Origin of the sequence: Haloarchaeobius sp. FL176 (assembly GCF_024609245.1) — an archaeon.
Taxonomy (GTDB): Archaea; Halobacteriota; Halobacteria; order Halobacteriales; family Natrialbaceae; genus Haloarchaeobius.
Genome location: NZ_JANJYH010000005.1, coordinates 243,595 through 266,939 on the forward strand (window position 1 = coordinate 243,595; position 23,345 = coordinate 266,939).

General features: G+C 67.6%; 22 protein-coding genes and 2 tRNA genes. 14 read left to right on the forward strand and 10 right to left on the reverse strand.

Annotation, left to right across the window (positions count from 1 at the left end; translation table 11 throughout):
• Positions 1-31: 31 nt before the first annotated feature.
• The 3 genes from NO978_RS11845 to NO978_RS11855 form a co-directional block, all read right to left on the reverse strand.
• A tRNA-Asp gene (locus tag NO978_RS11845) sits at positions 32-104 on the reverse strand.
• Between the two features lie 71 nt (positions 105-175).
• On the reverse strand, positions 176-595 hold the full coding sequence (locus tag NO978_RS11850) for a group I intron-associated PD-(D/E)XK endonuclease (protein ID WP_257299797.1): 420 nt from the start codon (positions 593-595) through the stop codon (positions 176-178).
• Positions 596-737: 142 nt separating this feature from the next.
• Positions 738-810, reverse strand: a tRNA-Asp gene (locus NO978_RS11855).
• Between the two features lie 277 nt (positions 811-1,087).
• Here NO978_RS11855 and NO978_RS11860 point away from each other — a divergent pair.
• The 8 genes from NO978_RS11860 (at position 1,088) to NO978_RS11895 (ending at position 12,287) form a co-directional block, all read left to right on the forward strand.
• Positions 1,088-1,315, forward strand: coding sequence for a DNA-directed RNA polymerase subunit H (locus NO978_RS11860; protein ID WP_257299798.1), 228 nt, complete (start codon positions 1,088-1,090; stop codon positions 1,313-1,315).
• A 4-nt stretch (positions 1,316-1,319) separates the two neighbouring features.
• Entirely contained in the window at positions 1,320-2,885 is a 1,566-nt protein-coding gene (locus tag NO978_RS11865; RefSeq protein ID WP_257299799.1) for a DNA-directed RNA polymerase subunit B'', read from the forward strand.
• A 3-nt stretch (positions 2,886-2,888) separates the two neighbouring features.
• Positions 2,889-4,718, forward strand: a complete 1,830-nt coding sequence (rpoB, locus tag NO978_RS11870) for a DNA-directed RNA polymerase subunit B (RefSeq protein WP_257299800.1) — start codon at positions 2,889-2,891, stop codon at positions 4,716-4,718.
• A 1-nt stretch (position 4,719) separates the two neighbouring features.
• Positions 4,720-7,653, forward strand: a complete 2,934-nt coding sequence (locus NO978_RS11875) for a DNA-directed RNA polymerase subunit A' (protein ID WP_257299801.1) — start codon at positions 4,720-4,722, stop codon at positions 7,651-7,653.
• A 47-nt stretch (positions 7,654-7,700) separates the two neighbouring features.
• The gene (gene rpoA2 / locus NO978_RS11880; protein ID WP_257299802.1) at positions 7,701-8,903 is read left to right on the forward strand and encodes a DNA-directed RNA polymerase subunit A''; all 1,203 of its coding nucleotides are present in this window, start codon (positions 7,701-7,703) and stop codon (positions 8,901-8,903) included.
• Positions 8,903-9,322, forward strand: coding sequence for a NusA-like transcription termination signal-binding factor (locus NO978_RS11885; protein ID WP_257299803.1), 420 nt, complete (start codon positions 8,903-8,905; stop codon positions 9,320-9,322). Before rpoA2 ends, NO978_RS11885 begins: the two co-directional genes overlap by 1 nt.
• 122 nt (positions 9,323-9,444) lie before the next feature.
• Entirely contained in the window at positions 9,445-11,073 is a 1,629-nt protein-coding gene (locus NO978_RS11890) for a globin-coupled sensor protein (protein ID WP_257299804.1), read from the forward strand.
• 101 nt (positions 11,074-11,174) lie between these two features.
• Entirely contained in the window at positions 11,175-12,287 is a 1,113-nt protein-coding gene (locus tag NO978_RS11895; RefSeq protein WP_257299805.1) for a M20 family metallopeptidase, read from the forward strand.
• Positions 12,288-12,347: 60 nt separating this feature from the next.
• On the opposite strand, the gene NO978_RS11900 is transcribed toward NO978_RS11895, so the two are convergent.
• The gene (locus NO978_RS11900; RefSeq protein WP_257299806.1) at positions 12,348-13,301 is read right to left on the reverse strand and encodes a CBS domain-containing protein; all 954 of its coding nucleotides are present in this window, start codon (positions 13,299-13,301) and stop codon (positions 12,348-12,350) included.
• An 83-nt stretch (positions 13,302-13,384) separates the two neighbouring features.
• On the opposite strand from NO978_RS11900, the gene NO978_RS11905 reads away from it, so the two are divergent.
• A complete protein-coding gene (locus tag NO978_RS11905) occupies positions 13,385-14,896 on the forward strand; it encodes a carboxypeptidase M32 (RefSeq protein ID WP_257299807.1) in 1,512 nt (503 codons plus the stop codon).
• Between the two features lie 46 nt (positions 14,897-14,942).
• Positions 14,943-16,262: a hypothetical protein gene (locus NO978_RS11910; protein WP_257299808.1), complete on the forward strand. Its 1,320-nt coding sequence runs from the start codon at positions 14,943-14,945 to the stop codon at positions 16,260-16,262.
• On the opposite strand, the gene NO978_RS11915 is transcribed toward NO978_RS11910, so the two are convergent.
• Together NO978_RS11915 and NO978_RS11920 are read right to left on the reverse strand one after the other, a co-directional pair.
• Positions 16,220-16,930, reverse strand: coding sequence for a hypothetical protein (locus NO978_RS11915; RefSeq protein WP_257299809.1), 711 nt, complete (start codon positions 16,928-16,930; stop codon positions 16,220-16,222). The two genes, NO978_RS11910 and NO978_RS11915, sit on opposite strands and share 43 nt — an antisense overlap.
• Positions 16,931-17,452, reverse strand: coding sequence for an archaemetzincin family Zn-dependent metalloprotease (locus NO978_RS11920; protein WP_257299810.1), 522 nt, complete (start codon positions 17,450-17,452; stop codon positions 16,931-16,933). It lies immediately after the preceding gene.
• A gap of 63 nt (positions 17,453-17,515) precedes the next feature.
• Between NO978_RS11920 and NO978_RS11925 the strand changes: the two genes are divergently transcribed.
• The 4 genes from NO978_RS11925 (at position 17,516) to NO978_RS11940 (ending at position 19,763) form a co-directional block, all read left to right on the forward strand.
• A complete protein-coding gene (locus NO978_RS11925; RefSeq protein WP_257299947.1) occupies positions 17,516-17,932 on the forward strand; it encodes a UPF0146 family protein in 417 nt (138 codons plus the stop codon).
• A gap of 88 nt (positions 17,933-18,020) precedes the next feature.
• A complete protein-coding gene (locus NO978_RS11930) occupies positions 18,021-18,890 on the forward strand; it encodes a TIGR01548 family HAD-type hydrolase (RefSeq protein ID WP_257299811.1) in 870 nt (289 codons plus the stop codon).
• A gap of 54 nt (positions 18,891-18,944) precedes the next feature.
• Positions 18,945-19,352, forward strand: coding sequence for a hypothetical protein (locus tag NO978_RS11935; protein ID WP_257299812.1), 408 nt, complete (start codon positions 18,945-18,947; stop codon positions 19,350-19,352).
• A 156-nt stretch (positions 19,353-19,508) separates the two neighbouring features.
• Complete coding sequence (locus NO978_RS11940) at positions 19,509-19,763, forward strand: hypothetical protein (RefSeq protein ID WP_257299813.1); 255 nt, start codon at positions 19,509-19,511, stop codon at positions 19,761-19,763.
• A 25-nt stretch (positions 19,764-19,788) separates the two neighbouring features.
• Here the strand turns inward: NO978_RS11940 and NO978_RS11945 are convergent, their stop codons facing one another.
• The 4 genes from NO978_RS11945 to NO978_RS11960 form a co-directional block, all read right to left on the reverse strand.
• Positions 19,789-20,883, reverse strand: a complete 1,095-nt coding sequence (locus NO978_RS11945; protein WP_257299814.1) for a M24 family metallopeptidase — start codon at positions 20,881-20,883, stop codon at positions 19,789-19,791.
• A gap of 4 nt (positions 20,884-20,887) precedes the next feature.
• Positions 20,888-22,729, reverse strand: coding sequence for a UvrD-helicase domain-containing protein (locus NO978_RS11950; protein WP_257299815.1), 1,842 nt, complete (start codon positions 22,727-22,729; stop codon positions 20,888-20,890).
• A 117-nt stretch (positions 22,730-22,846) separates the two neighbouring features.
• A complete protein-coding gene (locus NO978_RS11955) occupies positions 22,847-23,005 on the reverse strand; it encodes a hypothetical protein (RefSeq protein WP_256399502.1) in 159 nt (52 codons plus the stop codon).
• Between the two features lie 153 nt (positions 23,006-23,158).
• Positions 23,159-23,344: an HVO_0416 family zinc finger protein gene (locus NO978_RS11960; RefSeq protein ID WP_089733833.1), complete on the reverse strand. Its 186-nt coding sequence runs from the start codon at positions 23,342-23,344 to the stop codon at positions 23,159-23,161.
• Position 23,345 lies beyond the last annotated feature (1 nt).

Genomic DNA, 23,345 nt, shown 5'->3' on the forward strand with positions numbered 1-23,345 from the left:
GCTCTGCTCGTCACGAAGCTCCTCGTAGAAGCGCCCGAGGCGGGATTTGAACCCGCGTCACAACCGTGACAGGGTTGTATGATGGGCCACTACACCACCCGGGCTTCACACTACCGTATCCGGGTTATACGTTTAAGACTTTCCAAAGTCACTCCAGAACCCGGAGGGGACTTGATCATGCCTCGAGACATCCGGGCGTGAACTCGTACTCGCTTGCCCAGTTAATCGAAGGATGGTCGATGTCCGCGTCAAACCGGAGCTCCATTTTCTGTGACGTTGCGTCCGCAACGTCCACCCAGTAGAGAGTCCCAGTCTCTGGATATCGAACGATGAACGCATCCACCGCGTCCTCGTATGTACTCTCGTGGTATTCTCCGCCTCTTGTGGTCTGGCTATGTGTGTTGAACCGAATCGTATCGGGTTTGTTCTGCCAGGCAGTCTTGCACTGAACTCGATACAACTCGGCCCCGCTATCGAGGACGAGGTCGTACTTATCGTTATCACCGAAGGGCAGAGACACGCTGTACCCGTACTCGATCAACTTGTGTAGTATCGCGACCTCCGTTTCGTCACCGACGTCCTTCGAATTCGGCATACATTCTGTTACGGAGAACGCACCATTATTTCTTCTAACTGGAGTTCGAATCTATTTAGTTCGAAAGAGTCCTCCGAAGCGGGAACGGGAGATCGCTACGAGTTTTGGAGCACCGACGCTCGCGAACGAGAAATCGAAGAAGCGCCCGAGGCGGGATTTGAACCCGCGTCACAACCGTGACAGGGTTGTATGATGGGCCACTACACCACCCGGGCTTCACCTCTACGTACCCGGGTTGTACGCTTAAGGCTTTCCAATCGGAAGGCGTGTGCGTGTGTCCACCGCGGCACAAACGCTTTAGGGTCGTAGCGCAATCGTCAGGACGAAACTGAGATCGTTCACGTCGTCCCGACCGCGGGTTCGCACCCGCCGCCGAGGCGGGCACCAGTAGCGAAAGCTCCCGTACGTACTTGGCAAACGTTAAATGCCTCCCGCCGGTAGTGCCCTGTAGTATCTCGTGACAGCAGCTTCTCTCTCCGGTCAGACACAACCATGGTAGACGTAAGCCAACACGAACTCGTGCCGGAGCACGTCGTCCTCGACGAGGACGAGATCAACGACGTGCTCGACGAGTATGACATCGACAGGACGGACCTTCCGAAGATCAAGCGCACCGACCCGGCGCTCCCCGACGAGGCGGAGATGGGTAACGTGGTGAAGATCATCCGAGAATCGCGAACGACAGACACAGCGGTCGTGTATCGACTCGTGGTGGACTGACAGAATGGACAGAGCAAACCGACGCGCGATTTCGCGTGAGTACTTCTCGAAGGACAGACTCGCAGAACACCACTTCCGCTCGTTCAACGCGTTCCTCAACCGGGGGATGCAGCGCGTCGTGGACGAGAAGGAGACCATCGACACGGACATCGGCGACAAGGAGGGCGAGGAGCCTGTCCACGTCGAACTCGGCGACGTTCGTGTCGTGACCCCGCGTGTGCGTGAGGCCGACGGGTCGGAGGAACTCCTCTACCCGCAGGAGGCACGCCTCCGGAACATCACGTACTCCGCGCCCGTCTTCATGGAGATGTCCATCGTGAAGGGCGAGGAGGGCGAGGAGCGCGTCGTCGACTCCACCGAGACCAAGATCGGCCGGATGCCGATCATGGTCGGCTCCGACAAGTGCAACATCGCGGGCTTCTCGGACGAGGAGCTCATCGAGATCGGCGAGGACCCCGCCGACCCCGGTGGCTACTTCATCGTCAACGGCTCCGAGCGCGTGCTGATGACGAGCGAGGACCTCGCGCCGAACAAGATCCTCGCCGAGTACGACACGAAGTACGGCGACGAGATCCAGGTCGCGAAGACGTTCAGCCAGCGACGGGGGTACCGCGCCCTCGTGCTGACCGAGCGTAACCGCGAAGGGCTGCTCGAGGTGTCGTTCCCCTCCGTCTCGGGGAGCATCAACTTCGTCACGCTCGTGCGCGCACTCGGCCTGGAGTCGGACGAGGAGATCGTCCACCGGGTCAGCGACGACCCCGAGGTCGTCAAGTACATGCTGGAGAACCTGGAGGCCGCCGAGGTCCAGAGCCAGGAGGAGGCCATCGAGACGCTGGGCAAGCGCGTCGCCTCCGGCCAGGGCAAGAACTACCAGCTCAAGCGCGCGAACTACGTCATCGACCGGTACCTCCTGCCACACCTCCACGAGGAGGGCGTCGAGGAGGAGGACGTTCGCATCAACAAGGCGTACTACCTCTGCCGGATGGCTGAGGCCTGTTTCGAACTCGCGCTCGGACGGCGTGAGTCCGACGACAAGGACCACTACGCCAACAAGCGCCTGAAGGTCTCGGGCGACCTCATGAAGGACCTGTTCCGGACGGCGCTGAACAAGCTGGCACGCGACGTGAAGTACCAGCTCGAACGCGCTAACATGCGCAACCGGCAGCTCTCGGTCAGTACGGTCGTCCGTTCGGACGTGCTCACCGAGCGCCTGGAACACCCCATCGCGACGGGGAACTGGGTCGGTGGCCGCTCCGGCGTGAGCCAGCTGGTCGACCGGACCGACTTCATGGGCGTGCTCAGCCACCTGCGTCGGCTGCGCTCGCCGCTCTCCCGCTCGCAGCCTCACTTCGAGGCGCGTGACCTGCACGCGACCCAGTGGGGCCGCATCTGTCCCTCCGAGACGCCCGAGGGGCCGAACTGTGGGCTGGTGAAGAACTTCGCCCAGGCGATGGAGCTGTCACAGAACATCGAGGACGAACAGGGACTGAAACGAGAACTGGCGTCGATGGGGGTCAAGGGTATCCCCGGGCTCGAAGGACAGGGCCAGGAAACACCCGCGGACGACTAACACATGGCAAGTCAACAGCGCGAAGCGAAGGTATACGTCAACGGTAGTCTGGTCGGGACACACCCCGAGCCGCACGAACTCGCGGAGCAGATCCGCGAGGCGCGTCGGCTGGGCGAGGTGAGCGAGATGGTGAACGTCTCCGTGAAGGACCGCACCCGCGAGGTCATCGTCAACGCCGACGCCGGCCGGGCACGCCGCCCGCTGCTGGTCGTCGAGAACGGCGAGCCCCGCATCTCGCAGGAGGAGATCGAGGCGGTCCGCAACGACGAGCTGGCGTTCGACGACCTCGTCGAGCACGGCCACGTCGAGTTCATCGACGCCGAGGAGGAGGAGGACATCTACGTCGCCGTCGACCGGGAGGACCTCACCGAGGACCACACGCACCTCGAGGTCGACCCGCAGCTCATCTTCGGTATCGGTGCGGGCATGATTCCGTACCCGGAGCACAACGCGTCGCCGCGTATTACGATGGGTGCAGGGATGATCAAGCAGTCGCTCGGGCTGCCGAGCGCGAACTACCGCATCCGGCCGGACACGCGCCAGCACCTGCTGCACTACCCGCAGCTCTCGATGGTCAAGACCCAGACCACGGAGCAGATCGGCTACGACGAGCGCCCCGCGGCACAGAACTTCGTCGTCGCCGTCATGAGCTACGAGGGCTTCAACATCGAGGACGCGCTCGTGCTCAACCAGGGGTCGGTCGACCGCGCACTCGCCCGCTCGCACTTCTTCCGGACGTACGAGGGCGAGGAACGGCGCTACCCCGGCGGGCAGGAGGACCGCTTCGAGATTCCGAGCCAGGACGTGCGCGGCGCACGTGGCGAGGACGCGTACACGCACCTCGACGAGGACGGCCTGGTCAACCCGGAGACGCGCGTCGGCGAGAACGACGTACTGCTCGGGAAGACCTCGCCCCCGCGGTTCCTGGAGGAGCCCGACGACATGGGCGGCCTCTCCCCACAGAAGCGACGTGAGACGAGCGTGACGATGCGCTCCGGCGAGTCCGGGGTCGTCGACACGGTCACGCTGATGGAGGGCGAGGACGGCTCGAAGCTCTCGAAGGTCTCCGTCCGCGACGAGCGCATCCCGGAGATGGGTGACAAGTTCGCGTCACGGCACGGCCAGAAGGGTGTCGTCGGCCACATCGCACCCCAGGAGGACATGCCCTTCACGCAGGAAGGTGTCGTTCCGGACCTCATCGTCAACCCGCACGCGCTGCCGTCGCGGATGACGGTCGGCCACGTGCTGGAGATGCTGGGCGGCAAGATCGGTGCGCTGGAGGGTCGCCGTGTGGACGGGACACCCTTCACCGGCGAGAACGAGGACGAGCTCCGTGGCGGGCTCGAGGAGGCCGGCTTCAAGTCCTCGGGCAAGGAGAGCCTCTACTCCGGCGTCACCGGGGAGAAGATCGACGCCGAGATCTTCGTCGGGGTCATCTTCTACCAGAAGCTGTACCACATGGTCTCGAACAAGCTGCACGCCCGCTCACGCGGGCCGGTGCAGGTGCTTACCCGGCAGCCGACCGAGGGGCGTGCCCGCGAGGGCGGCCTCCGTGTCGGAGAGATGGAGCGCGACGTGCTCATCGGGCACGGTGCGGCGATGGCGCTCAAGGAGCGCCTGCTCGACGAGTCCGACCGCGAGTTCATCCACGTCTGCGGCCAGTGTGGGATGAGCGCGGTCGAGAACGTCGACCAGCGTCGGGTGTACTGCCCGAACTGTGGCGAGGAGACCGACATTCACGAGATAGAGATGAGCTACGCCTTCAAGCTCCTGCTCGACGAGATGAAGGCACTCGGCATCGCGCCGCGACTCGAACTGGAGGACGCAGTCTAACATGGCAAGCTCACAGACACCAAAGGAGATCGGCGAGATCGACTTCGGGCTGATGGACCCGGAGGAGTACCGCGACATGTCCGCCACGAAGATCATCACGGCGGACACGTACGACGACGACGGCTTCCCCATCGACATGGGGCTGATGGACCCGCGACTGGGCGTCATCGACCCCGGGCTGGAGTGCAAGACCTGCGGGAAGCACTCGGGCTCGTGTAACGGGCACTTCGGCCACATCGAGCTGGCCGCACCCGTCATCCACGTCGGCTTCACGAAGCTCATCCGCCGGCTGCTCCGTGGCACCTGCCGCGAGTGCGCCCGGCTCTGTCTCACCGAGGACGAGCGCGACGAGTTCCGCGGCCAGCTGGACCAGACGCGCAAGCTGGGTCGCGACCTCAACGACGTGACGAAGGCAGCCATCCGGCAGGCCCGGAAGAAGGACCGCTGTCCGTTCTGTGGCGAGACCCAGTTCGACATCCAGCACGAAAAGCCGACGACGTACTACGAGGTCCAGCAGGTGTTGACCTCGGAGTACTCCCAGCGCATCGCGGCCGCGATGCAGCCGGACGACGACGACGACGAGCCGATGGGGCGCGAGGCGCTCGCCAACGAGACGGGCATCGAACTCTCCCGGGTCAACCAGATTCTCTCCGGCGAGTTCCGCCCGCGCGAGTCCGACCGGAAGGCACTCGAGAAGGCGCTCGACATCGACCTCACCGAGGAGGACATGAACAAGCTGATGCCCTCGGACATCCGCGACTGGTTCGAGGACATCCCGGACGAGGACATCGAGGTGCTCGGCATCTCCGCCGACAAGTCCCGACCGGAGTGGATGATCCTGACCGTGCTGCCGGTCCCGCCGGTGACGGCGCGTCCCTCCATCACGCTGGACAACGGCCAGCGCTCGGAGGACGACCTGACCCACAAGCTGGTCGACATCATCCGTATCAACCAGCGGTTCATGGAGAACCGCGAGGCCGGTGCCCCTCAGCTCATCATCGAGGACCTCTGGGAGCTGCTCCAGTACCACGTCACGACGTTCATGGACAACGAGATATCGGGCACGCCGCCGGCGCGACACCGCTCCGGCCGCCCGCTGAAGACGCTGTCCCAGCGCCTGAAGGGCAAGGAGGGCCGCTTCCGTGGCTCGTTGTCCGGCAAGCGCGTGAACTTCTCCGCCCGGACCGTCATCAGCCCGGACCCGACGCTCTCGCTGAACGAGGTCGGCGTGCCGGACCGCGTCGCGACGGAGATGACCCAGACGATGAACGTCACCGAGCGGAACCTGGAGGACGCCCGGCGCTACGTCAGCAACGGGCCCGAGGCCCACCCCGGCGCGAACTACGTCCGACGCCCGGACGGTCGCCGGCTGAAGGTGACCGAGAAGAACTGCGAGGAGCTCTCGGAGAAGGTCGAGGCCGGCTGGGAGGTCAACCGACACCTCATCGACGGCGACATCGTCGTGTTCAACCGGCAGCCCTCGCTGCACCGGATGTCCATCATGGCCCACGAGGTCGTGGTGATGCCGTACAAGACGTTCCGCCTGAACACCGTCGTCTGCCCGCCGTACAACGCCGACTTCGACGGTGACGAGATGAACATGCACGCCCTGCAGAACGAGGAGGCCCGCGCCGAGGCGCGCGTCCTCATGCGCGTGCAGGAGCAGATCCTGAGCCCCCGCATGGGCGAGAACATCATCGGGGCCATCCAGGACCACATCAGTGGGACGTACCTGCTGACCCACGACAACCCTCACTTCAACGAGACGCAGGCACTCGACCTGCTCCGGGCGACTCGCATCGACGAGCTGCCCGAGGAGGCAGGCATCGACGACGACGACCGCCCGTACTGGACCGGTCGCCAGCTGTTCTCCGAGCTGCTGCCCGAAGACCTGAACCTGGAGTTCAAGTCGAACACCGGGGACACGGTCGTCATCGAGGACGGCCAGCTCCTCGAGGGCACTATCGACGAGGACGGCGTCGGCGCGTTCGGCGGCGAGGTCGTCGACACGCTCGCGAAGGTGTACGGCGAGACGCGCGCCCGCATCTTCATCAACGAGGTCGCGACGCTCGCGATGCGTTCGATCATGCACTTCGGGTTCTCCATCGGGATCGACGACGAGACCATCCCGGGGGCGGCCCAGGACCGCATCGACGAGACCATCGGGGACGCCTACGACCGCGTGCAGGAGCTCATCGAGACGTACGAGGCGGGCGAGCTCGAGTCCCTGCCCGGTCGGACCGTCGACGAGACGCTGGAGATGAAGATCATGCAGACCCTCGGCAAGGCGCGTGACAACGCCGGTGACATCGCCGAGGAGCACTTCGAGGACGACAACCCGGCAGTCGTCATGGCCAACTCCGGTGCGCGTGGCTCGATGCTCAACCTGACCCAGATGGCCGGCTGTGTCGGCCAGCAGGCGGTCCGTGGCACCCGCATCAACCGCGGCTACGAGGACCGTACCCTGAGCCACTACAAGCCCGACGACCTCTCCGCGGAGGCACACGGCTTCGTCGAGCACTCCTACACCGGCGGCCTCACCCCGCGGGAGTTCTTCTTCCACGCGATGGGTGGCCGCGAGGGCCTGGTCGACACGGCAGTCCGGACCTCGAAGTCCGGCTACCTGCAGCGCCGGCTCATCAACGCGCTCTCCGAGCTGGAGACGCAGTACGACGGCACGGTCAGGGACACCAGCGACACCATCGTCCAGTTCGAGTTCGGCGAGGACGGCACGTCGCCGACGAAGGTCGCCTACGACGACGACCACGGCATCGACGTGGACCAGATCGCCGACCGCGTCCTCGAGGCGGAGTTCGAGAGCGACGACTCGAAGGCGGAGTTCCTGGGCGACAAGGCTCGGCCGACGAACCTCTCCGAGCACGGGGACGCGCGTCGGAACCCCGACATCCTCTCGGAGGTGGAGTCCGATGATTGAACTCCGTTCAATCAGGCTCACAGCCGGGCTTCGTTCGGGGGTGAACGATGACTGAGTTCGACGTCTCGGCGGACATCGAGGCAGTCGTCGAGGACACCGAACTGTCCGAGGACCTCAAGGAAGAGGTGTACCGGACCGTCGAGGAGCGCGACGCGAACGTCGAGCAGGCGGACGAGATCGCCCGCGCCGTCGAGCACCGTTACCTCGACACGCGGGTCGACGCGCTCGACCCCGTCGGCACCGTCAGCGCCCAGTCCATCGGGGAGCCGGGTACGCAGCTGACGATGAACACGTTCCACTACGCGGGCGTCGCGGAGATCGACGTCACCCAGGGCCTGCCCCGGCTCATCGAGCTGGTGGACGCCCGGAAGACGCCGGACACGCCGACGATGACCGTCCACCTCGACGACGAGTACGCGACCGACCGCGAGAGGGCACACGAGGTCGTCTGGAAGATCGAGGCGACGAAAATCCTCGCGCTCGGTGACATCTCGACGAACGTCGCCGACATGCGTGTCCACATCGACCTCAACCCCGACACGCTTCAGGAGCGCTGGCCGACCGTCGACAGCGTCGACGAGATCGCCGGCGAGGTCGCCGGAATCATCGAGGACTCCCTCGGTGTGAACGCGGTCCAGCAGGGCACGAACGTCGAGTTCGGTCCGGAGGAGCCGTCGTACCGCGACCTGCTCCAGCTGGTCGAGGAGCTGCGTGACGTGACGTTCAAGGGCATCGAGGAGGTCTCTCGCGTCGTCATCCGGAAGGAGGAGACCGAGGAGGGCGACGAGTTCGTCCTCTACACAGAGGGCTCTGCGTTCGGCGACGTGCTCACCATCGAGGGCGTCGACGCCTCGCGGACCACCTGCAACAACATCCACGAGATCCACTCCGAGCTCGGTATCGAGGCGGCTCGCGAGATCATCATCGAGGAGACGAAAACAACCCTCGAAGAGCAGGGTCTGGACGACGTGAACGTCCGCCACCTGATGCTCGTCGCGGACATCATGACCAACCGCGGCGAGATCGAGTCCATCGGCCGGCACGGTATCTCCGGCTCGAAGGAGTCCGTCCTCGCGCGTGCGGCGTTCGAGGTCACGGTCAACCACCTGCTCGACGCCGCCATCCACGGCGAGGTCGACGACCTCAACGGCGTCACCGAGAACGTCATCGTCGGCAAGCCCATCAAGCTCGGCACCGGCGACGTGAACCTCAAGATGGGGTCGGTCAACCGGTCCTCGCAAGCTGACTGATGGCGGTCACGCTGACGGACGAGGCGCTGCGCATCCTCGGGCTGTTCGAGGAGGTCACCGAGGCGAGCGGTCGGGACTGCCTGGTCGAGGACGACCGGGTCGTCGTCCTCGTCGCCGCGGGCGACATGGGGACGGCCATCGGCCCGGGCGGCCAGCACGTCGCCGAGTTCGAGGAGCGCCTCGGCCGGGACGTCAAGCTCGTCGAGGACGCCGACACCGCGGCGGACTTCGTCGCGAACGCGCTCGCCCCGGCGGCGGTGTACCACGTCACCATCAGCGAGAACGGGGACACCGTCGCCTACGCGGAGGTCGACGAGGCCGACACCGGCGTCGCCATCGGCGCTGACGGCCGGAACATCGACACCGCGCGGGAGCTGGCGAAACGGCACTTCGACGTGGACGACATCCAGCTGGCGTAGTGTCGGCCCGTTCGTTTCTGCTGCTTGGCTTCGGGTGACTGCGAGGCGTAGCTACGCCACCGATTCCTGCGTGCTGGGAACCGACCCCACCAGATTCTTCCCCCGAACGTCTTCGCCCGGGTATGGACCCCTCGAAGGAGTTCGGATTAGGTGGACTGAACCGGTTCGTGGAGGCGGCGTCGCTCACGGGCGAAATCGGACTGGACGACGACGAGATAGCCTGGCGAAAGCAGTTCGTGGGCTTCGACGCGGAGGACGAACGGCGGCTCGACGACCTCGAGCCGCTGCTCCGGGAGAACCAGGACGTTATCGCCGACGCGTTCTACGACAACCTGACCGGGCACGAGCAGACCCGTGCGGTCATCGAGCGCTCGCCGAAGGGCGTCGAACAGCTCAAGCGGACGCAGAAGGCGTACCTCGTCTCGCTCGCGACCGGCGACTACGACGAGGAGTACTTCACGAACCGGGCACGCATCGGGAAGCTGCACGAGATCCTCGACATGCCGCTGAAGCACTACGTCGGGCAGTACGGCCTCTACTACGACCTCATCCTCTCGCGGGTCGACGAGCGCGTCCAGACGCAGGTGGTCGGCGCCATCGAGGACTGGGTCGACGAGCGCGAGGCGAACGACGGCGGGCTGGAACGCGTCGTCGGCGCGCTCCGGGGGCTCGGCGGGGACGACGAGCCCGACGGGCTGGACGAGTCGCTGGAGGCCACCGTTCGGGACGCCATCCACGACGGGATGCAAGACGTGCTCGCCGTCCTCCGCATCCTCAACCTCGACCTCCAGGTCGCAAGCGACACGTACGTCGACTCCTACAGCCAGCGGCTGGAACGGGCCATCGACGCCCAGCGCGAGCTCGCGACGGAGGTCGAACAGGAGGTCCAGCCGCCGGTCGTCCAGCTGAAGCGGTCCTCGGCGTCGGTCGCCGAGAGCGCGGCGACCATCCGCGACCACGCCGAGGGCCAGGCGGCGGGTGCGGCCGACGCCGCCGCCGACGTCGAGGAGGTCAGCGCCGCCGCCCAGGAGGTCGCATCGGTCGCCGACGACGTACGGGACACGAGCGAGCGCGCAGCCGAGGAGGCGAGCGAGGGCGTCGCGGCGGGCGAGCGCGCGCTCGACGCCCTCGAAGCCGTCGAGGCGACGACCGAGGACCTGCTCGACGCCGCCGAGACCGTCGAAGCCCGTGCCGCGGACATCGAGGACGTCGTCGACCGGGTCGAGAACCTGGTCGACCGGACGGCCGTGCTGGCGACGAACGCGAAGGTCGAGGCGAAGCGAGGCGGCGCCGGTGGTCCGGCCGAGACCATCGCGTCGGAGCTGGAGACGTTCGTGAGCCAGACCCGCGACGACATCGACGAGGTCGCCGAGGCCGCCGACGCCCTCCAGCACGAGGCGGCGTCGACCCGCGAGACGGTCGACGACGCGAACGACAGCGTCCGGGCGGGCCGGGCCGAGGTCGCGTCGGCGGTCGACACTCTCGACGACCTCGAGGGCGTCGTCGACGACGCGGCCCACGGGATGGAGGAGGTAGCGGCCGCCGCCGACCAGCAGGCCCGCAGCGTCGTCGAGATCTCGGAGACCGTCGAGTCGCTGGCGAACGCCGCCGAGTCCGTGGCCTCGGAGGCACAGTCCGTCGCGAGCGCGAGCGAGGAGCAGGCCGCCAGCGCCAGACACGTGGCCGAGGCCGTCGAGAAGCTGTCGACCGACCCCATCGAGGAGCAGGTGCCGGTGTACGAGCAGGTCTGAGCCGGCGGGCTCTCCGAGTTCGGGGGTCGCCGATTCAGTCGGTGTCGGCGACGGCAGCCGCCGCGACAATTCTCTTGTGCCGGGCGACCGCAGGGTCGGCCATGGACGAACTCATCGATCTCACCCGCGGCCTCGTCTCGGTTCCGAGCCACGACGGCGAGGCCGCGGCCGGCGACTTCGTCGAGGACTGGCTCCGCGCGGAGACCGACGCCGACGTGACCCGGGACGAGGCCGGCGACGCGGACCGGGGTGGGAACGTCATCGCGCGCCGTGGCGCGACCGACGAGCCCGACGCGCCGACACTCGCGTTCGTCGGCCACCACGACGTGGTCCCGCCGGACGACGGGCAGGTCGACACCGACAGCAGCTACGTCGTCAGAGAACGCGGCGGGCGACTGTACGGCCGCGGAACCGCCGACATGAAGGGTGCCGACGCGGCGATGCTGCTCGCCTTTCGCGATGCGGCTGTCGGAGCCATCGAACTCGTCTTCGCCTCGTTCGTCGGCGAGGAGGTCGGCGGCATCGGCGCGCGGGCCGCTATCGACGACGGCTTCAGACCGGACTGGGCGCTCGTCGCCGAGGGCTCGACGGGCTACTCCAAGCCCGGCGTCCTCGACGTGGCCGTCGCGCACAAGGGTCGCCGTGGGAGCACCGTGACCGCCCGCGGGCAGGCTGCCCACGCGAGCGAGCCGGGGGCGGGCGAGAACGCGGTGTACCGCGCCTGCGACGCCGTCGACGTGATTCGGGGGCTCGACTGGCCGTCCGTCACGGTCGCCGGCGAGGAGCTTTCGGGCAGCGCCGCCGTCACCGGCATCGAGGGCGGGACCGCCTGGAACGTCGTCCCCGAGTCCTGCGAGGTGACCGTCGACGAACGCACCGTGCCGGGCGAGCGCGCCGACCTCGGACGGGTCGAGTCGATCGACGGCGTCGAGTGGACCGTCGACCAGGACCTCCCGCCGATGCGCTGCTCGGACGACGCCTTCGCCGACGCCGTGCTCGACGCGGTCCGGGACGTACAGGACGGCGCCGGCGAGCGCGTCACGAAACCCCACGCGACCGACGCCGGCTGGCTCGCCGAGGCCGGGACGGCCTGCGTCGTCTGCGGCCCCGCCGAACCCGGCGAGGCCCACACCGCAGATGAGAGCGTCTCCATCAGCGTGCTCGAACGCTGTTACGAGAGCTACCGGCGGCTCGCGGCGTCGTGGGCGGGGTAACGCTGTGGGCAGGAGGCCCGCAAGGAAAGGTCTCGGACGCCGGCCGGGCCGACTGTCCGGTCAGTCGTCGTCCCCGGCGGCCTCCTCGACCGGCACTGCGGACGACTCCGTCCCGACGGGCAGCTCGTCGACGAGCACGACCGACTCGCCCTCGACCGCGGCGTCGCCGTCCTCGTCGTACACCGCCACGTCGAGGCGGTACTTCGGACCCTCGAGGTCTTCCGTCACCCGGCAGACAGCCGTCGCCACGTCGTCAACGCCGATGGGACCCACGAACCGGAGGTCCTGTGAGAGGTAGATGACGAGTCCGGGCAGCCGCGCCAGCGCCGCCGAGACGACACCCGTCGTGAGCACGCCGTGGACGATGCGCTCGCCGAACCGCGTCTTCGCGGCGAACTCGTCGTCGAGGTGCAGCCGGTTCGTGTCGCCGCTGGCCGCCGCGAACGACCGTACGTCCGCGTCGGTCAGCCGCTTGCGGAACCGCACCACGTCGCCGACGTCCAGCCCGTCCGCAGTGCCCTCGCCGTCGAACTCCCAGTCCGGATGGTCGTAGGCCATCTCGGGGCTGTCCGACGGCAGGTGCGCCTGCGGGTCGACCTCGAACGCCGCGTCCACCCGCCGTCGTCGCTCGGTCAGATGCGGCAGGTAGTCCGCGACGTCGCTCACCGCGACGATACCGACCAGTTCGCCGTCGTCGACGACCGGGAACCGCTCGACGCCGTGTCGGTCGAACAGCGTCGCCGCACGTTCGAGCGTCGCGTCCGCGTGGACGGTGACGAGGTCGGCGGCCATCACCGCGCCCACGGTCACCTCGTCCGGGTCCAGCCGGTCGGCGAGCACGTCGACCAGGTCCGCCTCGGTGACGATTCCGACCGGCTGGCCGTCCGCCAGCACCACCAGCGAGCCGACGTCCGCGGCCGACAGCTCGCGGGCGGCCGCCCGGAGCCTCGTCTCGGGCGTCGTCGTCAGGACCTCGCGGGTCATGCAGTCCCCGACGGAGAGTGGAACGAGCATGTGGGTCGTATCGTGGCGTCGGGGTATGTAGCCACCGACGAGGAATGGGGAAGTTCATAGGTTCCGAATCGAAACACCCTCCCATGGCAACGGAAGCCGCCCAGCACTCCGAGACGTACGAGGAGTTCATCACACTCGTCGAGCGCATCTCGAACGTCGGGAGCGCCCAGTCGCTCTTGAACTGGGACCAGGAGGTCATGATGCCCGAGGAGGGCACACCTGCCCGGTCGAAGCAGCTCTCGGCGCTCTCGGCGGTGAGCCACGAACTGCTCACCGGCGAGGAGATGACGGGTTACCTCGACGAGCTGGCGGAGTCGGACCTCGACGCCGAACAGGAGGCCGTCGTGCGCGAGGTGCGCCGGAAGCACGAGCGTGCCGCCCGCGTCCCGACAGACCTCGTCGAGACGATCTCCCAGACCGCCGCGGAGGCCCACCCGCTCTGGAAGGAGGCGAAGGCGGAGGACGACTTCTCCATCTTCGCGCCGAAGCTCGAGGAGCTGGTCGAGCTCAAGCGGGAGTACGCCGAACACATAGACCCCGACCGCGACCCGTACGCGGTGCTGTTCGAGGACTACGAACCGTACCTCGGGCTCGACACCGCCGAGGAGACGCTCACCGAACTGCGCGACGAGCTCGTCCCGCTCGTCGAGGACATCCGCGCCTCCGACGCCGACCTCGCGACCCCGTTCGAGGGCGAGTTCGACGAGGAGACCCAGGAGGAACTGGCCCGCGACGTGCTCGACACGCTCGGCTACGACTGGGACCGCGGCCGCCTCGATGTCGCGCCGCACCCGTTCTCGACGGGCAACCAGTTCGACGCCCGCGTGACGACCCGGTTCGACGAGTCCGACCCGCTCGGCGCGCTCACCTCGACCGTCCACGAGTTCGGCCACGCGACGTACACGCTCGGCCTGCCCGACGAGCACTACGGCACGCCGCTGGGCGAGTCCCGCGACCTGACCGTCCACGAGAGCCAGAGCCGCCTCTGGGAGAACCACGTCGGCCGCTCCGAGCCGTTCTGGGAGCGCTTCCTCCCCGCGATGCAGGAGCGCTTCCCGCAGGTCGACGACGCCACGCCCCGTGACGTCTACGAGGCCGCGAACACCGTCAAGGAGGACAACCTCATCCGCGTCGAGGCGGACGAGCTGACCTACCACATGCACATCGTCGTCCGCTTCGAGATCGAGCGCGAGCTCATCTCGGGCGAACTCGACGTGGAAGACGTGCCCGAGGTCTGGAACGACAAGTACGAGGAGTACCTGGGCATCCGGCCCGACACCGACGCCGAGGGCTGCCTGCAGGACATCCACTGGAGCCACGGCAGCTTCGGCTACTTCCCGACGTACTCCCTGGGCTCCGTGCTCGCCGCCCAGCTCTACGAGGCCGCCGAGGCCGACCTCGGGGACCTCGACGAGCGCACCAGCGAGGGCGAGTTCGACGGCCTCCACGAGTGGCTCACCGAGAACGTCCACCAGCACGGCTGTCTGTACACCACGGACGACCTCGTGAAAGAGGCGACCGGCGAGGGCTTCACCGCCGACTACTTCCTCGACTACGTCACCGAGAAGTACGGCGAACTGTACGACCTGGACTGACACCGAACCGAAGCGCTAACGTCCCCCGCAACCCGTACGGGTGAGCGTGCAACGTCTCCGTTCCGCGGCCGCCGAGCTCCGGACGCCCGGCGGGCGCGCCCGTCTCTTCGCGCTGCTGGCGCTCGTCTTTCTCGCGGTCGCCGTCGCCGGCTACGTGACGACCCCGACACAGCCCGTGCTGACGGTCGACGAGGAGTCGCCCGAGAACAACACGCTCGTCGCCGTCCAGGGCTACCAGGACGGCGGGAAAGCCCTCGAGATAACGCCCGACGGCGAGGTGGCGTGGCAGTACACCGAACCCGACGACGTGTTCGACCTCGAGCTGGTGAACGAGTCGACCGTGCAGGTGTCGACCGCCTCCACCGTTCCCGACTCCGAGTGCCCCGAGCCGTACGCCAGCGACGGCTACGACGGCTGTGTGCGCAACGCGCTCCAGCACGTCGACACGGACACCAACGACGTCGTCTGGGAGTACGCCTGGTACGACGTCGAGAAGCACGAGCACGAGCTCCACGACGCAGACCGCTACGTCGTCGACGGCGAGCCGCGCTACGCCATGGCCGACATGGGCAACGACCGGGTGTTCGCCGTCGACCACGACGGAACCCTGCTCTGGGAGTGGAACGCCACGGACGACTACGAGATGCCCGACGGGATGGGCCCCGAGGGTGACTGGACGCACGTGAACGACATCGACCGCATCGAGCCGGGCGTGTTCCAGATCAGCCTGCGGAACTTCGACACCGTCGCCGAGCTACACGTCGAGAACGGCTCCGTCTCGGTCGAGCCGGTCGTCGGGCCGAACGAGTTCCACGCCGACGACGAGGGCGAACTGTACGAGCAGCACAACCCGGACCGACTCGCCGACGGCTCGCTCATCGTCGCCGACAGCGAGCACGACCGCATCGTCGAGTTCGGGCCGGACGGCGACGTGGTCTGGGAGGTCGGCGGCAGTGCGACGTTCGACTGGCCGCGCGACGGCGACCGGCTCCCCGACGGTGACACGCTCGTCGCCGACTCGTACAACGACCGCGTCGTCGAGGTGAACCCGGACGGCGAGGTCGTCTGGGCGGTGGAGGTCGGCAACCTGGTCTACGAGGTCGACCGGGTCACCACGCCGGCGAACGCGAGCGACGGGAGCCGTCCCGCGCCGTCGGCCACCCAGGGCGAGTTCTCGAGCGCGATGACCGACGCGAACGTCGTCGCGGAGTACCTCGCGTTCGGCATCGCGGTCTCGAAGTACGTCCTGCCCTACGGCGTCGCCGAACAGCTGTACTGGCTGCTCGGCGCCGTCTTCTCGCTGCTGCTCGCGGGCGTCGAGCGCTACCGCGCGTCGTCGCGGTCGCTGTCGCTGCCCTCGCGCTGACGGCGCGCGAGCAGCGCCTCGAGGTCGTCGAGCAGGTCCGGCAGCACCAGCCGTGCGCCGGGGTCGAAGGAGAACAGCGTCCCGTCCGTTGGCTCGCCGGTCGGCGCGACGTAGACGAGCGTCTGGTCGGCGGCCGTGACGACTACGCTCGCCGGCTCCGTGCCGTCAGCGTCGAGCGCACGGGCGAGCCGGCGACAGCGGGCGCGAGCCTCGACGGCAGACAGCCCGCCCGCCTCGTCACGCTCGTAGGCGACCCTCACGTCGTCGCTGGACCGGTGGGCGACCGCACGGAGGGCGAACTCGCTCCGGGTACGGACGAGTCGGACGAGCAGGTCGTCCGTGTACGGGGCGACGCCCGCGATGGCGGACAGCTCCTCGGTGCGAGTGCCGTCCTCGCGGTGGAGGCGCTGCATGTACGCCAGCGCGAGGTCCTTGGCCTCCGCGAGCGTCGCCGTCCGGCCGAGCGTCAGTGGCGTCCAGTAGCCGTCGCCGAACAGCCGGTGGACACGGACGAGGTAGCCACTCGCGGTCATCTCGCTGGCCCGGCCGTTGGGCGAGTCGTAGCGCGGGAGGATGCTCAGCGCGAGTTCGCGTGGCTCGTGGAAGTACTCCGCACCGTTCCGCCCCTCGTACTCGCGGACCCAGCCTGTCGGCAGGTCGCCGTCCATCTACAGGACCATCCGCTGGCAGGTCCCACAGAGGTTCTCCTCCTTCACGTCGACCTCGCGGACCGTGGGCGAGAAGTTCATCACGCACCGCTTGTTGTCGCAGTGTTCGAGCCCCATCGTGTGACCGATCTCGTGGACGATCTCCTTGCGGATGCGGTCCTGAAAGATGTCCTCGGAGCTGCGGTTCGAGAAGCCGCCGTCGCTGGAGGTCTGGAGCCGATACGTCGAGACCACGCTCCCGCTTCCGTCGAGGTAGGCGAGTCCGAAGACGTAGTTCCGGCGACGGTAGAACAGGTCCTTCGGCGTGACACCGATGTTCTTGTCGCCCGTCCCGACCTGCTCCGCGAGCTGGATGAACTCCTCGGCGGAGTACTGCTCTCGGCCATGGTCGTACGCGTCGCTCGGGAGTGGCTGTGGCTCGTGGATCGTCACGTCGCAGTCGTACACCGACCTGATTCCCTCCGAAGCCGCACGCTTGACGGCGGCGGAGACGTCCCCCACGGGGACGATGTCGACGAGCATGGAAAGCCGTAAGGCTGCCCGGGCTATAAATATCCCGCCGTGGTCCCCGACTCGTGCCCCGCACTGGTCGACCGACTCGCCCGCTTCGAGCGGGTGGTCGAGGTCGGTATCGGCAACCGGACCGACGTGGCCGCCGGGCTCGCCGAACGGGGCGTCACCGTCACCGCGACGGACGTGCGTGACTGTCAGGTTCCCGACGGCGTTCGCTTCGTCCGCGACGACGTGACCGACCCCGACCCTTCGGTGTACGCGGCGGCCGACGCCGTCTACGCGCTGAACTGCCCGCCGGAACTCCAGCGAGCGGTCGCGGCGGTCGCCCGCGACGCCGACGCTGCCTGCTTCCTCACGACTCTCGGTGGCGACCCGACGACGCTCCCGGTGACGCCGGAGACGGTTCCGGGCGACACGCTGTTCGTCGTGGACACCGACGCGCCGGGCGGCGGCCGACGGCGTGGACGACGCCGTCGCGGCGGCCGCTGACGACGTCGACGCGCCCCGCAGCGGCGGTGATGATCGCTCGCATCCAGGGTCCGATAGGCCCATTACCCGGGGGAACAGATGGCGGGGTATGCAGGTGGACACGGTCGTCCTGGACGTCGACGGCGTGCTCGTCGATGTCTCCGACTCCTACCGGCGTGCCATCGTGGACGCCGTCGAGCACGTCTACGGCGAGACCATCGACCGTGCGGACGTGCAGGCGTTCAAAGACGCCGAGGGGTTCAACAACGACTGGGAGCTGACGTACGCCGCGGCGCTGTTCGTCCTCGCGAAGCGTGAGGGGTTGGCGCTCGAACTCGAGGAGTTCACCGACGAGATACGCGAACACGGCGGCGGACTCGACGCCGCCGAACTCGTCGTCGGCAGCGAGGTGGGCGCAGCGGCCCTCGACGCGGTCCACGAGGCCTGGGACACCGACCGCCTCCATGACGTGTTCCAGCAGCTCTACCTCGGCAGCGAGCGCTACCGCGAGCTCGAGGGCGGCGAGCCGGACATGGACCACGAGGGGTACATCGAGAACGAGCCCGTCATCGCCACGCCGGCGACGGTCGCAGCGCTCACGGAACGCTGGAACGTCGGCATCGTCACCGGCCGCCCGGCCGCGGAGGCGGAGATCGCACTGGACCGTGTGGGGCTGGAGGTCCCCGACGAACACCGGTTCACGATGGACGACTGGGAGGCCGGCAAGCCCGACCCTCACGCGCTGGTCACGCTCGCCGAGCGCTTCGACGCCGACTCGCTCGTCTTCGTCGGCGACACCATCGACGATATCCAGACCGCACGCAACGCCGCCAGCGAGGATACGGCCCGCGAGTACCACGCCGTCGGCGTCCTCAGCGGCGGGCTCTCCGGCGTCTCCGGCAAGGAGAAGTTCGTGGCCTACGGCGCCGAAGCTATCCTCGACGACGTGACGCTCCTGCCCGACCTTCTGGAGACGTAATCGCCCGACGACAGCTAGCCAGAGTTTTACGTCGGCACCGCCGACCCCATCCTGATGGGTACCCGACTTCGGCGGCTCGGATGGGCACTCCCGATCGGTATCGCACCCGCTGTCGTCGGCGGCGCAACGTTCAGCCCACCAGACCCGTTCACGAACATCGCGTACGTCGCCGCGGCCTTCGCGGTCACGCTCCTGCTCGGCTACCACGTCGCGGTCATCGAGACTCCCACCGACGAGGAGACGCCGGACCCCGACCGACTCTGGCTGTTCGCCGGCACCCTGCTCGTGTTCCTGCTCGCCGGCGGCACCGTCTTCAGCCGGCTCGACGCCACGATGCTCTGGGACCTTCCAGAGGGCCAGGAGCTCGCCGCCGTCGCCGGCATCGTCGGCGGCCTGTTCCTCCTCGCCGAGCTGGTCATCTACTACGGTCCCTTCGACCGGCTCTACGGGCTGTTCCGGTGACGAGCAGTCTCTCCCCGAGACGGTGACCGAGATGTGATTCCCGTGGACGAGTCTCCGGAGCCAGCACCGGCCAGCGGCCCCCGCAGTTCTCGGCGTAGACGCCACGAATCCCGAGTAGCACCTTTTTTCTCCGCCGGTGACGTACGACCGGTCAGTATGGGCCAGAGCATCTTCGGGCAGTTCTCGCTGCTGGTGACGCTCGCGTTCGCGCTGCCGGCGATGGCGGCGGGCGTCGACCTCTTCTTCCTCCAGGGGAACACGACCTGGGGCGCGGCGCTGATCGGCATCGGTGTGTTGATGATACTGATGGAGAAGTACGTCGACAACCCGTTCGACGCGGGCAGCATCGTCGGCGAGACGGTGGTCGACGCGGCGGTGAAGGAGCCGGACGAGAGCGAGGAGAGGGAGTAAGGAGAAGGAGTAGGCGGAGCGGGAGTCAGGGCGAGAGCGAGCGCGGGAACGCACCGAGCAGCTCCCCGCCGTCTTCAGTGACGGCGACGAGCTCGGCGAGGCGGACGGTGCCTTCTGTCGGGTCAGATACACGCACGTCGAGCGCGAGCACCGCGCCGACGGGGAGCTCGTCGCCACCGGCGAGCGTGGGCCGTTCCCGGCGGTCGAGGCCGACACCGTAGCCGCCCGACTCGGGCGATGGGTCGAAGCCGTAGGCGGTGACCTCCGCGTCGAGTTCGGTCCGGACGGCGTCGGCACCGTCCGGGGCGAGTTCGGGAATCGCGGCGTCGAGTGCGCCCTCGGTGGCGAGCTGTGCGCGGCGGGTCCAGCCGCCGTCGCCGTCGACGACGAACGTGCGGACGAGCCGGCCGTGGTAGCCGTCGGGGCCCTGCGGCGCGAGGTCGACGACGACCGTCTGGCCGGGCTCGATGGTGGTCTCGGAGCGGGGCGTGGCGGGCTCGCCGTCCACGCCGATGGCGGTGTATCCGGGAGCCATCCCCTCGGCGGCGATGGCGGCGTCCACCTCGCGACGGAGCCGGAGGGCGGTCAGTGGCGCGTCGTCCCAGTCGAGCCGACCCTCGTGAGCGTGGGCGTCGGCGAGCACCGCGGCGGCGCGGCGCATCCCAGCGCAGGCGGCGGACTGGACCGTGGACTGACGGAGGCGCTCGGCGTCGGTCTTCCCGGCGCGTGCGTCGTCGACGACCGCCGTGGAGGCGACCGCGTAGCCCGCCTCCTCGAGGTAGAGTGCGGCGTCGTGCGGGATCGTCCTGGGCGTGAGGACGGTGCCGTCGAGCGCGAGGTCGTCGAGGACGGTCCCGACGCGCTCGCCCGTCGGAATCTCCCCGCCGGCTGGCAGCACGCTGTCCCCCGGGAACGTCTCGCGGGCGGCGGCCGGTGCGTCGGCGGCCAGCAGCATGGCGGTGTCGCCGGTGACGACCACGCCGAGCTCGCCGTCGACGCGGCCGGCACGGCCGAGATACCGGAGCGTGGGGTCGTCCTCGCGGCCGACGTGGACGAAGGCGCACGCGTCACGGCTGCGGAGCTCCTCGCGGATCTCCTCGAACGGAACGGGCCGGGTCATGTGGTCAGTCGGCGGCCTCGAGGGGCTCGCTCGCCAGCTCTGCGAGCTCGTCCGTGGTGGCCCCGGTGAGCTCGTTGTTCAGCAGTACGTCGATGGGGAGCGTGGGTGCGCCGCTGACGAGGTTCTCGAGCAGGACCAGCCGTTCGCGGGCCCGGGACATCCCGACGTAGAACACGCGGCGCTCGTTGTCGGTCAGCACCGGCACCGGCGAGGTGGTCTTCGTGAACTCGAGGTCGTCGTCGAGCTCGTCCTCGTCGATGGTGGCGACCATCTGCTCGACGACCTTCTCGGTGAGGTCGGTGCCGACGAACACGTGGTCGGCCTCGCGACCCTTCGCGGAGTGGATGGTGCCGACACGGACGGCGTTGCGCTCCATGTCCCGGTACTCCTGGGTCGCGAAGTACGCCTTCATCGACTTGCGCTGGAAGGAGGTGACCTTTCGGACCATGTCCGACGCGGAGGCGGGGCCGGGCATGAACGGCACGAAGTCGGTGACGAGGCTCGGGTCCACGTCGAGCTCGGTGAGGTCCTCGACGCCCGCGTCCTCCTGCTCGGCGTCGATGGCGTCGAAGAGGTCGTCGCGCTCGTTCGTCCCGAAGGCCGAGTCGGCGAGCATGTCGGCGAGGCGGCGGGCCTGCAGCCCGTTTACCTCCTCGTCCTCGTCGAGGGCCTCGACGGCAGTGACGTAGTCGTCGAGGCGGTCGGTCCACATGCGCTGGTCGGTGAGGGATTTGAACGGGATGCCCTCGCTGATGAACTCGTCGATGAACTGGAACATCTGATAGCGCGCCCGGAACAGCACCATCACGGTGCCGTCGTCGCCCTGGACGGTGCGGCGGACGTTCCGGACGAGGTCGAGCATCGACGGACTCTCTACGGCCTCGACGGTGCCGCCCTCCTTGCGCGGCTTGAGGTCCTTGTCCTGGCGCTTGTCGATGTGACGGATCTCGCGGTTGACGACGTTCAGGATGCGGGAGGGAAGCCGGTAGGAGTTCGGCAGGATGACATCCTCGTCGGGGTCGGCCTCGAGCAGCAGGTCGGGGTCCGCGCCCTGCCAGGCGTAGACCACCTGGTCGTCGTCACCGGCGATGAGCACGCTGTCCATGTGCGGTTTCCACTCCTCGTACACCTCGTGCTGGAGCGTGGTGATGTCCTGGAACTCGTCGATGACGAGGTGGTCGACGCTCGGCAGCAGCGAGCGCTGCTTGACGCGTTCGAGCATGTCGGCGAAGCCGGTGAGGTCGTGCTCGCCCTTGTAGTTCCGCCAGCCGCGGATGACTTCGGGCACGTCGATGCGGTCGTCGTCCGAGGGCCACGTCGGCGTGTACTTGTTGCCGTCCTGTGCGTTCGGATCGATCTCCGGCGGGAGGCGGACCTCCTCGACGTTCCACTGGAAGGGCACGTCGTACCAGTCGGCCACGTCGCGCTCGGTCCGCTGGAGCCACTGCGAGGTGGCTATTATCTTGTTCCCGATGGTCGTCGAGCGGGCAGTGCGGCGGCCCGCGCCGCCGTACTCGTCTTCGTACTCGATGCCGTACTCCTCGCAGAACTCCTCCTTGTCGGACTCGCTGACGACGTCGCCACGGGAGAGATTGAGCAGCTCGTAGGCCTTCGCGTGCATCGTACAGACGTTGCCCTGCAGAGAGCGAGGGTTGATGTCGAGGCGCTCGGCGAGGCGCTCGCGGACCTCGGCGGCGGCAGCGCGGGTGTAGGAGACGACGAGGATGTCGCGATGGCTGACGTCCTCTCGTTCGAGTAGTTCCTCGACTCGGTCGAGGAGGGCTGTCGTCTTCCCACTCCCCGGCCCACCGAACAGGCGGGTGAGTTTCGTGTCGGCGTCGCTCATTGCACATATACTGGAGGCCGATACGTATAAGAGCCGTGGGTTCGACCGACGCGAGGAATCGGACGCAAGCGCCCTGGTGTTACCGTGCTGTGGGGAGATGAACTACTGCGAAGAAACCTAGTTGTTCCGTGGGGACCTCGCCTCCCGGACGTCGCTGCCGTCGCGGATCTTGTCCTTGCAGTTCGGGCAGACGCGCGGGTCGTCGATCTCGCGGGGTGTGAACACTCGCGCGTACGCCTCGGTGACGAAGGACCCGCAGTTCTGACATTCCGGCATTTGAATCTCCAAGACTGTCTGATGGAATTATATTTAATAACGTTACCGCCAAGCCGCCCGTGTTGCCGCGTCTCACGCGACTGACAACACACCGCACGCTGACGGTTCAGTCGTCGATTCGCCGTTCGCGAGAAAATCGCCGCCTACCGGCGGTTACGCCGGAGACGGGTCCCAGCCGCAGACCGAGCAGTCGTCGGCTGATTCGTCGTGCAGCGCCATGCAGTCGGGACACTGTAGCTTGTTGTAGTTCCGCTCCCACCCTACTCGTTCTGTTTCGTGACCGCGGTCCGAGAGGAATTCGTCGAACACGTCGTCACCGGAGTCGGGTGCGGACGCCATG

Excerpts from the sequence above, each read along its gene's own strand:
- NO978_RS11890 (WP_257299804.1), top strand. The coding sequence starts at position 9,445 with ATGGACCCCTCGAAGGAGTTCGGATTAGGTGGACTGAACCGGTTCGTG.
- NO978_RS11850 (WP_257299797.1), bottom strand. The coding sequence starts at position 595 with ATGCCGAATTCGAAGGACGTCGGTGACGAAACGGAGGTCGCGATACTA.
- NO978_RS11945 (WP_257299814.1), bottom strand. The coding sequence starts at position 20,883 with ATGACCCGGCCCGTTCCGTTCGAGGAGATCCGCGAGGAGCTCCGCAGC.
- NO978_RS11920 (WP_257299810.1), bottom strand. The coding sequence starts at position 17,452 with ATGCTCGTCGACATCGTCCCCGTGGGGGACGTCTCCGCCGCCGTCAAG.
- rpoB (WP_257299800.1), top strand. The coding sequence starts at position 2,889 with ATGGCAAGTCAACAGCGCGAAGCGAAGGTATACGTCAACGGTAGTCTG.
- NO978_RS11905 (WP_257299807.1), top strand. The coding sequence starts at position 13,385 with ATGGCAACGGAAGCCGCCCAGCACTCCGAGACGTACGAGGAGTTCATC.
- NO978_RS11950 (WP_257299815.1), bottom strand. The coding sequence starts at position 22,729 with ATGAGCGACGCCGACACGAAACTCACCCGCCTGTTCGGTGGGCCGGGG.
- NO978_RS11960 (WP_089733833.1), bottom strand. The coding sequence starts at position 23,344 with ATGGCGTCCGCACCCGACTCCGGTGACGACGTGTTCGACGAATTCCTC.
- rpoA2 (WP_257299802.1), top strand. The coding sequence starts at position 7,701 with ATGACTGAGTTCGACGTCTCGGCGGACATCGAGGCAGTCGTCGAGGAC.
- NO978_RS11940 (WP_257299813.1), top strand. The coding sequence starts at position 19,509 with ATGGGCCAGAGCATCTTCGGGCAGTTCTCGCTGCTGGTGACGCTCGCG.
- NO978_RS11930 (WP_257299811.1), top strand. The coding sequence starts at position 18,021 with ATGCAGGTGGACACGGTCGTCCTGGACGTCGACGGCGTGCTCGTCGAT.
- NO978_RS11875 (WP_257299801.1), top strand. The coding sequence starts at position 4,720 with ATGGCAAGCTCACAGACACCAAAGGAGATCGGCGAGATCGACTTCGGG.
- NO978_RS11885 (WP_257299803.1), top strand. The coding sequence starts at position 8,903 with ATGGCGGTCACGCTGACGGACGAGGCGCTGCGCATCCTCGGGCTGTTC.
- NO978_RS11895 (WP_257299805.1), top strand. The coding sequence starts at position 11,175 with ATGGACGAACTCATCGATCTCACCCGCGGCCTCGTCTCGGTTCCGAGC.
- NO978_RS11955 (WP_256399502.1), bottom strand. The coding sequence starts at position 23,005 with ATGCCGGAATGTCAGAACTGCGGGTCCTTCGTCACCGAGGCGTACGCG.
- NO978_RS11915 (WP_257299809.1), bottom strand. The coding sequence starts at position 16,930 with ATGGACGGCGACCTGCCGACAGGCTGGGTCCGCGAGTACGAGGGGCGG.
- NO978_RS11865 (WP_257299799.1), top strand. The coding sequence starts at position 1,320 with ATGGACAGAGCAAACCGACGCGCGATTTCGCGTGAGTACTTCTCGAAG.
- NO978_RS11900 (WP_257299806.1), bottom strand. The coding sequence starts at position 13,301 with ATGCTCGTTCCACTCTCCGTCGGGGACTGCATGACCCGCGAGGTCCTG.
- NO978_RS11935 (WP_257299812.1), top strand. The coding sequence starts at position 18,945 with ATGGGTACCCGACTTCGGCGGCTCGGATGGGCACTCCCGATCGGTATC.
- NO978_RS11860 (WP_257299798.1), top strand. The coding sequence starts at position 1,088 with ATGGTAGACGTAAGCCAACACGAACTCGTGCCGGAGCACGTCGTCCTC.